Source organism: Bacillus sp. NPDC060175 (assembly GCF_042728695.1).
Classification (GTDB): Bacteria; Bacillota; Bacilli; order Bacillales; family Bacillaceae_G; genus Bacillus_A.
In genome coordinates this window covers 1-12652 of sequence record NZ_JBHWYR010000011.1, presented here as the reverse complement: position 1 = coordinate 12652, position 12652 = coordinate 1, and the positions used below count along the sequence as shown (strand labels likewise).

Annotated in this window: 13 protein-coding genes and 1 pseudogene; 12 read left to right on the top strand and 2 right to left on the bottom strand. The window is 35.1% G+C overall.

Annotation, left to right across the window (positions count from 1 at the left end; genetic code table 11):
* Positions 1–14 precede the first annotated feature (14 nt).
* The 6 genes and pseudogenes from ACFWDE_RS08210 (at position 15) to ACFWDE_RS08185 (ending at position 5303) form a co-directional block, all read left to right on the top strand.
* Positions 15–308, top strand: coding sequence for a cytoplasmic protein (locus tag ACFWDE_RS08210; protein WP_377891417.1), 294 nt, complete (start codon positions 15–17; stop codon positions 306–308).
* An 83-nt stretch (positions 309–391) separates the two neighbouring features.
* Positions 392–1021: a sterol desaturase family protein gene (locus tag ACFWDE_RS08205; protein ID WP_002149210.1), complete on the top strand. Its 630-nt coding sequence runs from the start codon at positions 392–394 to the stop codon at positions 1019–1021.
* A gap of 349 nt (positions 1022–1370) precedes the next feature.
* Positions 1371–1712 (top strand): DUF485 domain-containing protein, encoded by a 342-nt coding sequence (locus tag ACFWDE_RS08200; RefSeq protein ID WP_377891414.1) that lies wholly within the window; start codon positions 1371–1373, stop codon positions 1710–1712.
* 2 nt (positions 1713–1714) lie between these two features.
* Positions 1715–3265 carry a solute symporter family protein gene (locus ACFWDE_RS08195; RefSeq protein WP_377891412.1) on the top strand — a complete coding sequence of 517 codons (1551 nt, stop codon included), beginning with the start codon at positions 1715–1717 and terminating at the stop codon, positions 3263–3265.
* Between the two features lie 348 nt (positions 3266–3613).
* Entirely contained in the window at positions 3614–4963 is a 1350-nt protein-coding gene (locus ACFWDE_RS08190) for an aspartate aminotransferase family protein (protein ID WP_377891410.1), read from the top strand.
* Positions 4964–5024: 61 nt separating this feature from the next.
* Positions 5025–5303 (top strand): annotated as a pseudogene (locus ACFWDE_RS08185) (DUF3986 family protein).
* A 63-nt stretch (positions 5304–5366) separates the two neighbouring features.
* On the opposite strand, the gene ACFWDE_RS08180 reads toward ACFWDE_RS08185, so the two are convergent.
* Positions 5367–6530: a cation:proton antiporter gene (locus tag ACFWDE_RS08180; protein WP_377891408.1), complete on the bottom strand. Its 1164-nt coding sequence runs from the start codon at positions 6528–6530 to the stop codon at positions 5367–5369.
* Between the two features lie 269 nt (positions 6531–6799).
* Here ACFWDE_RS08180 and ACFWDE_RS08175 point away from each other — a divergent pair, with 269 nt between their 5' ends.
* Together ACFWDE_RS08175 and ACFWDE_RS08170 are read left to right on the top strand one after the other, a co-directional pair.
* Entirely contained in the window at positions 6800–7630 is an 831-nt protein-coding gene (locus tag ACFWDE_RS08175; RefSeq protein WP_264540480.1) for a MerR family transcriptional regulator, read from the top strand.
* Between the two features lie 89 nt (positions 7631–7719).
* Complete coding sequence (locus ACFWDE_RS08170; RefSeq protein ID WP_033718198.1) at positions 7720–9075, top strand: MATE family efflux transporter; 1356 nt, start codon at positions 7720–7722, stop codon at positions 9073–9075.
* Between the two features lie 37 nt (positions 9076–9112).
* Here the strand turns inward: ACFWDE_RS08170 and ACFWDE_RS08165 are convergent, their stop codons facing one another.
* A complete protein-coding gene (locus tag ACFWDE_RS08165; RefSeq protein WP_377891406.1) occupies positions 9113–9778 on the bottom strand; it encodes a DUF421 domain-containing protein in 666 nt (221 codons plus the stop codon).
* 160 nt (positions 9779–9938) lie between these two features.
* On the opposite strand from ACFWDE_RS08165, the gene ACFWDE_RS08160 reads away from it, so the two are divergent.
* The 4 genes from ACFWDE_RS08160 to ACFWDE_RS08145 all read left to right on the top strand — a co-directional run bounded on the left by ACFWDE_RS08160 (position 9939) and on the right by ACFWDE_RS08145 (position 12590).
* Entirely contained in the window at positions 9939–10517 is a 579-nt protein-coding gene (locus tag ACFWDE_RS08160; protein WP_377891404.1) for a YdcF family protein, read from the top strand.
* Positions 10518–10664: 147 nt separating this feature from the next.
* Complete coding sequence (locus ACFWDE_RS08155) at positions 10665–10982, top strand: magnetosome magnetite crystal formation protein family (RefSeq protein WP_377891402.1); 318 nt, start codon at positions 10665–10667, stop codon at positions 10980–10982.
* Positions 10983–11180: 198 nt separating this feature from the next.
* Positions 11181–11915: an oxygen-insensitive NADPH nitroreductase gene (gene nfsA, locus ACFWDE_RS08150; protein ID WP_377891400.1), complete on the top strand. Its 735-nt coding sequence runs from the start codon at positions 11181–11183 to the stop codon at positions 11913–11915.
* Positions 11916–12005: 90 nt separating this feature from the next.
* A complete protein-coding gene (locus ACFWDE_RS08145; protein WP_377891398.1) occupies positions 12006–12590 on the top strand; it encodes a DJ-1/PfpI family protein in 585 nt (194 codons plus the stop codon).
* Positions 12591–12652 lie beyond the last annotated feature (62 nt).

The window sequence follows — 12652 nt, the reverse complement described above, 5'->3', positions numbered from 1 at the left end:
AAGGGGAGATTTTTATGTATCGAACCACTATTGACGGAAAAGAAATTATCATCACTTTAGCACCAAAAATCCGAAAAGAAATTACTGATAGGAATCCACTATATGAAGCGGTATTTAAAAATGCAGCAAGGTTACTGGAAACGAAACAACCAACGTTTGCGGTAAATCATGAAGTATTTGGGCTCATTATTGGAGAAGTACAAAGGGGTGAAGTAACAGTGTTTGCAGTAGAACACATTATCCCGAAGCAAAATATATTTGGTCCGAACACTTTTTTCTCGACAATAGAACGGCAGGCAAATTTGTAAAGTGAATAGAATAAGAATAAAATAGAAAAGAAATGGTCGTAACGATATGTTGCGGCTGTTTTTGGGGAGAAGGGGGAAGAAAGATGAAGAGAGTGGGGAAAGAGTTCTTTTTACAACATGATATTGTTATTATGTATAGTGTTCTATTAATTTTTATTATTATTTTAAAAATGCAATTTTTCACATGGATTGGTATGTTAGCGTGTATGTTTGGGATTGTTTTTTATACGTTTAACGAATATATGACGCACCGTTTTTTATTCCATTTAAAGCCGCCTAAAAACGCATTTTTATTAAAAATGTTAAGAAGATTACATTATGATCATCACGTATATCCAGATGATTTAAAACTTTTATTTTTGCCTGTATGGTTTAGTATACCTAGCTTTACTATATATTTACTTATATCATATGGTATTACAAAAAGCGTTACTGTTACACTTTCATTCGGAATCGGAATGATTATCATGCTCCTCGTTTATGAATGGAAACATTATATTGCACATAAACCGATTCGTCCCTTCACTAAGTTTGGAAGATGGCTAAAAAAACAGCACATATTACATCATTATAAAAGTGAAAAGTTTTGGTTCGGAGTTTCAAATCCAGTATTCGATTTTATATTTGGAACGCTTAAAGATGGAAAAGACGTTGAATTAAGTGAAACAGCTCGTAATTTAGAAAAAGAGACAAAGACAGAAGTAGTGCGATAAGCGCTACTTTTTTTATCCCGCTATTTGCGAGCAGTAAGACCCCCACTTCAAAATTCGGCGAATACGAGGAAGTTAGGTGGGAGTCGGGCTGCCCGTAAAACCCCCACTGATTAAAGTTTCACCTTATTCTGTTTTAACGGGAATAAAAGTTTAATCGAATCAATCAAATTTTATGTTGAAAAAGTATATTGAAAATTTAGGAGAAAATGACGAAAAATGTCTATCGAAAAATCTTTGCAGGAATGTACGGATTGTCTAAAATGAAAATAAGTTTCTGAATATTTATAAAATTTAGTCTTTAGGTATGCAAGGTTGAATTGTATTTTAAGTTAAGAGAGGGGACCAGAGAATGAAACGAGATGATACGTCAGCACGTAAGTTACAAAATGAGGTGAATTATACAGAAGTTGTTCAGTCTGAAGAGTTTCAATTGTTATTAAATACGAAAAAGAAGTTTATCATTCCGATGAGTATTTTCTTTTTTAGTTTTTTTATTACATTACCTATTTTAACATCGTATTCAAAGGTGCTTAATACACCGGTATTTGGTGATGTTACATGGGCGTGGGTATTTGCTTTTGCGCAATTTATAATGACATGGGCATTATGTATGATTTATAGCAAAAAAGCAGAATCCTTTGATGAAATCTCGCAAAAAATTCTGCAAGATATGCAACAAGGGAGGGGCTGACTTTGAATACAACCGCTTTTGCGCTATTTTTAATTATCGTCCTTGGTACACTTGTTATAACTTATTTCGCATCGAAAAAAACGAAAAATGCGAGTGAATTTTATACGGCTGGAGGGGGATTAACTGGTTGGCAAAATGGTCTGGCTATTGCCGGGGATTACATGTCTGCTGCGTCATTTCTTGGTATAGCCGGAGCGATAGCATTAACAGGGTTTGATGGATTCTTTTATAGTATAGGTTTCTTAGTTGCTTACTTAGTTGTATTATACCTAGTTGCAGAACCGCTTAGAAATTTAGGGAAGTATACGTTAGCGGACATGATTGCGGCGCGTTTTGATGCAAAAAAAGTTCGCGGTATTGCAGCACTTAATACGATGACGATTTCGATTTTTTATATGATTGCACAATTAGTTGGGGCGGGTGCACTTATTAAATTATTATTAGGAATTGAATATACGACATCCGTATTAATTGTTGGTACACTTATGACCGTGTACGTTATTTTTGGAGGTATGACTGCTACGAGTTGGGTACAAATTGTGAAGGCTGTACTACTTATGGCAGGTACATTTATTATTTCTGTTATTGTTTTCGCAAAATTTGATTTTAGTGTGACAGAAATGTTCGCTCAAATGAAAACAGCTACTCCATTGAAGGAATCGTTTTTAAATCCAGGAGTAAAGTATAAAGATGGTCTTGATACACTTTCTTTAAATTTAGGACTAGTTCTTGGTACGGCAGGATTACCGCATATTCTTGTCCGTTTTTTCACAGTACGTGATGCAAAAACTGCACGTCAATCAGTTGTGTACGCTACGTGGTTAATTGGTGCATTTTATATTATGACGATTTTCTTAGGATTTGGTGCGGCGGCGTTTGTAGGGAATGAGGCAATTATTCAAGCAAATCCAGCCGGTAATATGGCTGCACCTTTGTTAGCTAAAGCGTTAGGTGGTGATTTCTTATTCGCATTCGTATCGGCGATTGCTTTTGCAACAATTTTAGCTGTAGTAGCAGGTCTTGTATTAACAGCGGCTTCCGCATTTGCTCATGATTTTTATAACGAGATTATTCGAAAAGGAAAATCAACGGAAAAAGAACAAGTTTCAATGGCTCGTTATGCGTCTATTGGAGTAGCGATAGTATCTATTATACTTGCTTTATTTGCTCAAACATTAAACGTAGCATTTTTAGTATCACTAGCATTTGCCGTTGCAGCGAGTGCAAATTTACCAGTTATATTATTTACAATATATTGGAAGCGTTTTAATACAACGGGTGCAATTTGTGGTATGATCGTTGGTCTTGTATCAGCAATTGTTCTTGTTGCATTAAGTCCAAACGTTTGGAATCCTGTGGCAGGGAAAGCTATATTTGTTGGAGAGGCGATATTCCCATATACGACACCTGGAATTGTTTCTATTCCGCTTGGATTCCTTGCAGCATATTTAGGAACTGTTTTCTCTAGTAAGAAAGAAGATGCAGCGAAGTTTGATGAAATTCTTGTGAAATCTAATACTGGTCATGGTATTAGTGATACTTCTTCACATTAAAAAAAGAGGAGCTTTTCGAATTAAAAGAAAAGCTCCTCTTTCTTTTGACATTTTCTTATAAAGTGAAACTTTAATCAGTGTGGGGGATTGTTCGTCCCCCCACACTGATTATTAGCCCTCACCAATCGGGCGTTTATGGGCAGTTAATCTCCCACCTAACTTCTTTGCTCCAGCTGAATTTTTGGGTGGGAGTTTTACTGCTCGCAAATAGCGGGATAAATATTACTTTATTTTTGGTAGGATTTGTCTTGTATTTGTGGAATGAAAATAGGCAGGGAGAAATTTAACTCATCATGGCACCAGCGCAGCTTTGTGAAAAATAAGTTGTTATGGAAGGTGGAAGAAATGATGAAGACAAAACAAACCGATGAATTATTAGCAAAAGATGAGCAATATGTTTGGCACGGAATGCGTCCTTTTAGCCCGAGTAGTACAATGGTAGGGGCAAAAGCAGAAGGGTGCTGGGTTGAAGATATACAAGGAAAAAGATATTTAGACGGTATGAGTGGTCTTTGGTGTGTAAATAGCGGATATGGAAGAAAAGAGCTCGCAGAGGCAGCTTATAAGCAATTACAAACGTTATCGTACTTTCCGATGTCACAATCACATGAACCAGCAATTAAGCTCGCTGAAAAGTTAAACGAGTGGCTTGGTGGAGAGTATGTTATATTCTTCTCTAATAGTGGATCAGAAGCGAATGAAACAGCTTTTAAAATAGCAAGACAATATTATGCTCAAAAAGGTGAACCACATCGTTACAAATTTATGTCACGTTATCGTGGTTATCACGGAAATACAATGGCAACGATGGCGGCAACTGGCCAAGCACAACGTAGATATCAATATGAGCCATTTGCTTCAGGTTTTTTACACGTAACGCCTCCAGATTGTTACCGCATGCCAGAAATGGAATCGCAAAATATTTATGATGTAGAATGCGTAAAAGAAGTAGATCGCGTTATGACATGGGAATTAAGTGAAACGATAGTCGCATTTATTATGGAGCCAATTATTACAGGCGGAGGTATTTTAATGCCGCCACAAGACTATATGAAAGCAATTCACGAAACATGTCAAAAACACGGAGCACTACTTATAAGTGATGAAGTCATTTGTGGTTTCGGGCGTACAGGAAAAGCATTTGGGTTTATGAACTATGACGTTAAGCCTGATATCGTTACGATGGCAAAAGGTATTACGAGCGCATACTTACCATTATCAGCAACAGCTGTAAAAAAAGAAATTTATGAGGCATTTAAAGGAACAGGAGAATATGAATTCTTCCGTCATATTAATACATTTGGTGGAAATCCAGCGGCTTGTGCATTAGCGCTTAAAAACTTAGAGATTATGGAAAATGAAAATTTAATCGAGCGATCCGCACAAATGGGTTCCCTTTTACTAGAGCAATTAAAAGATGAAATCGGAGAACATCCACTTGTTGGAAATATTCGAGGGAAAGGGCTATTAGTTGGAATCGAACTAGTAAATGATAAAGCGACGAAAGAACCAATTGATAACGACAAAATTGCAAGTGTTGTAAATGCTTGTAAAGAAAAAGGGCTTATTATTGGGCGTAACGGTATGACAACAGCGGGGTATAATAACGTTTTAACATTAGCGCCGCCGCTTGTTATTTCAAGTGAAGAAATTGCCTTTGTTGTTGGAACGTTGAAGACAGCGATGGAACGTATTTAATAAATAGGAGAGGAGCGAGCTGTAATATAGGCTCGCTTTTGTTTACTAGGAGGAGCTTTTAATGGAGAAATATGATCCTAATAAACATTATCATATCGGATATTATGAAGACTGATATGATTTAGAAATAACAGCTTACAAAAGAATAAAAAAACCAGTTTGGGATGCTTATATTCCACACTATGAGGTAGACAATTTTTATAAAAAGGTGGAGAAAATGAAGCTAGGTGAATATATAGATGATTATGGCATTAAAGTATATTCATTTAGTGATGATATCGATGATGAAGAAGCACGGACTATTTTTGAAAAATGGTTAAAGACGAATGAGATTGTTTAAAGAGAAAATGAAAAAGGAGATTACTATTTTATAAAATAGTAATCTCCTTTTATTATAGTAAACTTATTTACTTGCTTTCATTGCTTTATCTTTTGCACCAAAAGTGTATTTTAACATTGGTGGTGTAATCATCGTAGTTAAAATAACGACAATAACGATTGCTGTAAAGTAATCTTGTGCTAATAGGCCAGAAGAAAGTCCTGTTCCTGCGATGATAAGTGCAACCTCACCACGAGAAACCATACCAGCACCGATAATTGCAGAAGACTTTGCATCAAATCCAGTCATTCGTGCACCAAATCCACAACCGATTAGTTTCGTTAATACAGCGATAACTGTTAACGCTAAGATGAACCAAATTTGATTACCAATACCATCAAATGTAATATTCATACCGATACTAACGAAGAATACTGGAACGAACATAGCGTAAGCAATCGGTTCTACTTTCTTTTCTACTTCATGTTTGTAGTTCGTTTGAGAAATTGCGATACCAGCTGCGAAAGCACCGATAATACCAGCAATTCCTAATAATTCGCCGAAATATGCGAATGAGAAACAGATAATAAGAGCTGCGCTCACGATAGACTCAGATACGCGTAGTGGTGATAACCAACGCATAATTGCTGGAACACCTTTCCATCCGATTAAAATAATAGAAGCAAAGAATACTACTTTTTTCAAGATAACCATTGTTAAGTTAACGTCATCTGTACCTAAGAAGCTCATTGCAAAGGCTAATAAAATAACAACAAGAATGTCATCAAATACAGCTGCTCCAAGCATCGTCGTACTTTCACGTGTTTTCATCTTACCTAAATCACGAAGTGTTTGTACGGAAATACTAACACTTGTCGCACATAGAAGTAATCCTAGAAAGACAGCGTTCCCTTGTTCCATTCCCATAACAAGACCGGCAACGTAACCACCTACGAATGGAAGAACGATACCTCCGAGTGCAACTGCTAAAGAAGAATTACGATTTGCATTTAATTCTTCTAAGTCTGTTTCAAGTCCAGCCATAAACATTAAAAGAATAACCCCGACATTACTTAATTGTGTTAGAAGCTCTGAATTTTCAATCCAACCTAATATAGCTGGACCGATAACGATACCGACAATTAATTTACCGAGTACAGAAGGTTGCCCTAATCTAACGCTAAGGTCGCCAGCAAGCTTTGTACTTAATAGAATTAGTGCAATTTGAAAGAAAAATTCGAATTCCATCTGATCCTCTCCTCATCATTTTTAGTTTTATCATACGATTTCTCGGAATTTGCCTAATGAAAATATGTAAAAACCCATTAAACAAAGGGTCTTATTACAAGTTCTTTTGAACTTGTAATTTGAACCTGTAATCAATATATAATAAAATTTATAAAAAATCAATGAAAAAATAGCAGATTTTCATGATAGGATTCGATTTAGGGATGAAGGGAATCACTATATAATAAGAAGAAATAAGGTTACATTTTTAACGAATTGGAGAAGGGAATATGTTATTAAATAAACGCTTTACAATTGGAGAAATGGCAAAAATGCATAATATAGCGGAATCTACATTACGCTATTATGATGAAAAAGGAATTTTTCATCCGTCCATTGTGGACCCGCAAACGAAGTATCGCTATTACACAATTGATCAGTTTTCACTATTAGACACAATTAAATTTTTACGCCAGTTAAATATTCCGTTAAAGGAAATAAAGAAATATATTGATGAACGAAATCCATCATATGCGCTGAATTTACTTGAAAAACAACAAGAAATGATGCTGAAAAAGCAAAGAGAAATCGAGTATGCTTTGGCAAAAATGCAACATAAAATCCATTTAATGAAGAAAGCGACGAAATCAGAAGCGAACCAAATTATTTTTAAAAAGATACCGAAGCGAAAAATAACAGCGATTGCAGTTGCACCTAATACAACGGATGATATGTTTGAATATTATATCCATTCACTGCAAAAAAATATGAAGCAAATTGATAATAGTTTATTTTCAGGAGATATCGGTGTAACAGTTTCAAAAAAAGCATTAATTCAAAATGAGTTTCAAGCGTATAATAGTGTGTTTATTTTATTGGATTATATGCCTTTTCAAGTGCATACTTCAGATGAAATAAAAGAAGGGATATTTGCTTGTTCTTATCACCATGGATCATATGAAGAAACGGATGAAACGTATACGAAATTATTAAAACACATTGATAAGGAAGGATACGAAGTATGCGGAGATGCAATTGAGATTGCGTTAATTGATTGGTCTGTAACGGAAAATCCGAAGGAGCAAGTAACGGAAATTCAAATACCTGTTGTTAAAAAATAGGCTTATATATTTTTCGATTCTCTATTGACCTTCAAGTAACTTTAAGGTTTAAACTGTGAACAGAGCATTGAAAAAGGAGCATTTATATGATGGAAACAACAGAGAAATTAAGAGGAACACCTATTAAAAGCTTATTTATTACTTATTTAATACCAGCTGTTCTTGGGATGGTATTAATGTCGGTTAATATTGTGATTGATGCAGTCATGATTAGTAGAGGAGTTGGCGCAAACGGTTTGGCTGGAGTGAACGTAGCTATTCCAGCGTTTTCAATTTTCTTTTCTATTTCATTATGGATTGGAATGGGCGGAGCAACGTTATATTCCATTGCATTAGGGGAAAACAAACTGGAAAGAGCAAGGTCTATCTTTACTCAATCTATGACAGTGGCAGTTATTATCGTAGGCATTTTAGCGGCTATTTGCTTATGGAGAATAGAAGATTTAGCATATCTATTCGGTGCAAATGAAGTGATTTTGCCATATGCGTTAGACTATTTACAAGTGTTATTAACATTTGGAATGATATACGTTTTAGAAAATATTTTAAGTACATTTATACGTAACGATGGAAATCCTAATTTAGCAATGGCAGGCCTTGTCGTAACGGCTGTATTGAACATAGTGTTTGACTATATCTTTATTTTTATCTTTGGATGGGGCGTAACAGGTGCTGCCTCAGCAACTATTCTTTCGGCGGCAATTGGTTTCCTTGTATTATTAACTCACTTCTTTAGAAAAAGTAGTGTTTTAAAGTGGACGAAATTCCATTTTGAATGGGATACGGTTAAACAAATTATGGTGATCGGTTTCCCAAGTTTTACAGCAGAAAGTACAGTTGCAATTGTAACGATCGGTTTTAACATTGCGTTCGTTCAATATGCAGGAGAACTAGGTGTAGCTTCTTATGCGATGGTGAATAGTATTCATGCAATGACATTACTATTATTCTTCGGTGTTGGTGCAGCATTACAACCAATTGCTAGTTTCCATTACGGTGCAAACTTATCAGAAAGATTGCGTGAAGGATTGCAGTTTGCTGTAAAAATTGCGGTTGTACTCGGGGGCGTTGCGATAATTGTCGGATTATTCTTCGGGAAATATATCATTGGTCTATTTGATGTCCAATCGCCAGAACTATTGGAGTTAACGTTAACAGGTATTAGTTTATTCTTTATTCAATATGTATTTTTAGGCTATAACATTGTGTATGGAGAGTACTTCCAATCAGTGCGACAAACAAAGAAATCCGTACTTATTATAATGAGCCGAGGGTTACTATTTATTATTCCATTGTTATGGATTATGCCAAAGTTATTTGGGATAAACGGAATTTGGCTCGTTATGCCAGTAGCTGAAGTATTGACAGCAATTATCGTATTTACGATGAATCGTATGAAACATCCTGTTCCGTTAAACATGGCGAGAGAGAAAGAAGCAATATAGTGAAGAAAATCCCCTTGAACAAGTTAAGGGGATTTTTTTATTCTTTTAAACTAATCGCAAAAGATCCATCTGTCTCCTGCACAGAAGCGAAAGCCACATTTTTAATGTTTGTGATGTCTTTTTCTTTTAACTCTTTATATAACCACTTTTCGTCTTTATGGATCAACTTTAAGTTATCGTATTGAATTTGTGAATCGACAATAAGGGCGATTGGTAATCCAGCATACTTAACATCTATATTCATATCTTTTGGAGTCAATGGTACAAGTTCTCGTTTTGGTAAAATGCTAATGGCTCCATTCGCTTCTAAAATAGCGTATTCAATTTCATGAACACTTGGATATCCGGCGACGCGAAGATTAGAAAGCAATTCAGGGATCGGATATCTACTTTTTTGTAAGTTCTCAAAAATAATATCACCATGTTTAATTAAAATAATGGGGTGTCCGAGAATGAAACGATTTAATTTATTGAATAAGCTTAGTTTTGTAAGAAGTAGATGTAAGCATGTAATGGTAACCATGCCGAAAAATGCTTGTAAAGCACCGGCGACTGGTATCGCTTGAAAGGCTAAATAAGATAAAAAAATAATAGCCCCAAAATCATGAGGGGTTAGTTGTGCTAATGCAGATTTACCAAGTAGCTTAAGTGATAGTAAAAATAAGATAAAAAAGAACGATACATTAAATAAAAAGAGAAGCAAGAGGGACACTCCTTCGTGTGAAGTTGTACTTACTATTCCCGAAAGTAATATAAATATTACCTTTTATAGGATAAATTAGGGTGAATTGGAATTTGGCTGTATACAAACAAATAAATGGATATTATGATGAAGGAAGTAAAGGGAATAGGAGTATATGGATATGAGAAAGAAGAAAATAATTAAGTGCATTTTAGTTGTTATAATGATCTTCGCCGTGTATGCGGGGTTTTTACAATATAACATCTATAAGCATGGGCATATGAATGCAATTGACGATGCGGATTATATAATTGTACTAGGATCGAAAGTAAATGGAACGAAACCATCTTATTCATTGCAATATCGTATTGATAAAGCAGCTGAGTATTTAAAATCACATGAGAAAACAATCGCTATCGTATCTGGAGGCCAAGGAAAAGGTGAAGATATTACAGAAGCATTAGCGATGAAACAAGGATTAATGAAACAAAATATTGCAGAAGACCGCATTATAATGGAAGATCGTTCGACGAGCACAGATGAAAATATTAAATTTTCAAAACCTCTTATCCCTGAACATATGAAAAAAGGGATGATTGTAACGAACGATTTTCATATGTTCCGAGCAAAAAAGATTGCAGAAAAACAAGGATTGACATTAGAAGGTCTTCCGGCGAAAACACCGAAGCCAATTATTATTCAATCGAATGTACGAGAATATTTAGCGATTACGCAATATTGGTTTATGAATCGAATATAGTGAAAGTGATCCCGCCTGAAATTCTAGTCGGGATTTATTTTGAGGGAAATCTTACAAAGATGTCATGTTCATGAAAGGTAAAGCGATAGTTTCTAAAGTGGTTTCCTGACATAATGAAGGTAACAAAAAACTTTAGAGGTGAATCGGATGAAAGGAAATAATATTTTATCTTCGCTATGTTACTTTAGTATCTTTTTTGCACCGTTTTTACTGCCAATTATCGTTTACTTCGTTGCGGAAGATGAAGTAAAACATAATGCGAAAAAAGCATTTTGGTCACATGTTTTTCCATACGCAATTTTATTTGGAGGATTAGCATTATCAGGGGTATACGGTTTAAGTTTCAATCAGTCTGAGAGCGTTGGAATTGGGATGGTTATAACGTATGCAGTGTTTATTCTTGTAGGGATTTACTACTTCATTTGGAATATCGTAAAAGGTATTAAAGTTTTGAAAGCAGCTTAACAAAATTGAATTACAGGAATTAACATTGCATTATTCTGTTGCTATTTGTCTACAGTCGATATAATTTCATATACCATATTAATATGTATTAAAAAAAGGGCAATTCGCAAAGAATTGCTCTTTTTGTGCTTATAAGTTGTGAATAATGAAAAAGATATGTTAATTTTTCATTATGAAGAGAAAGAAGGAGTGATTTTCATGAATGAGATGATACATAAAATGGAGCAACACGTTTCAGTTCGTAAATATAAAGAAGAACCAATTTCAAAAGAGATAGTTGAAAGAATGGTGCAAGCAGCACAACATGCGGCTTCCTCACATTTTGTACAGGCGTATTCTCTTATATATGTAACAGATCAGGAACTAAAGGCTAAACTAGCTGAATTATCCGGGAATCGTCACGTGAAAGACTGTGCAGCATTCTTTGTATGCTGTGCGGATTTAAAACGTTTAGAAACTGCATGTGAGAAACATGGAACAGAAATTAAACATGAGGGAGTAGAGGACTTTATTGTAGCAACAGTAGATGCCTCATTATTTGCACAAAACTTAGCACTTGCAGCTGAATCTTTAGGATACGGCATTTGTTATATTGGCGGAATTCGTAATAACCCGAAAGAAGTGAGTGAATTGCTTCATTTACCGGATAAAGTATATCCGGTATTCGGAATGACAGTCGGCGTACCAGATGAAGATCATGGAGTAAAACCACGATTACCAGTAGCAGCAATTCTTCATGAAAATGGATACGATGAAAAGAAATATGATGAATTATTAAACGAATATGATGAAACGATGAGTGCGTATTACAAAGAAAGATCGTCAAATCAAAAAAACGTAACATGGACAGAATCAATGAGCACATTTATGTCCAAAGAGAAGAGAATGCATATGAAAGAGTTTTTAAATGAAAGAGGACTAAATAAGAAATAAGTGAAAGGCAAACCTATATTTCAGGTTTGCCTTTTTTGGAGGAGAAATGTAATCACCTTCGAATAAGTATAAAGATGGGGGAGAGATAACATGAAAAAGGCATTGATGTTTTTATTTGATGGATTTGCAGAATTTGAAGTAAATATAGCGAGTTTATGTTTAAAAAGTAAAGGATTTGAAGTCATAACAGTAACTGTAGACGGGAAAACAGTTACAGGAGAAGGTGGATTTCAGTGTCAGCCACACGTCTCTATAGATCATATTGAAACAGTAGATTATGAAGTGTTTATTGTACCTGGAGGGCAGATTTTTCACCATTTAGAAAATGAACAACTTTTATCTATTGTGAACGAATTACATAAGCAAAATAAATGGATAGCAGGAATTTGTGCGGGGACATCTCTACTGCATGCAGCTGGAGTGCTTAATAAGAAAAAATTCTCAACATCATTAACACCAGAGGTAGAACATTTAGCGCATCTCCATAAATGGGAATATAAACAAGAAGAAGATGTAACCGTGGATGATAAAATTATTACAGCAATAGGATCCGCGTATGTTGAATTTGCAATTGAAATTATGAAACAGCTCAATTTGTTTGATGAAGGTGAAATTAATGAAAATCTTCAATACTTTAAAAATATAAAAACAGTATGTGGTGAGACGTTTGTTTAAGTTATAACATTACTTGTAAAACCGAAGCTAAGAAAGTGGAAGCCGCTTTCTCAACTTCGGTT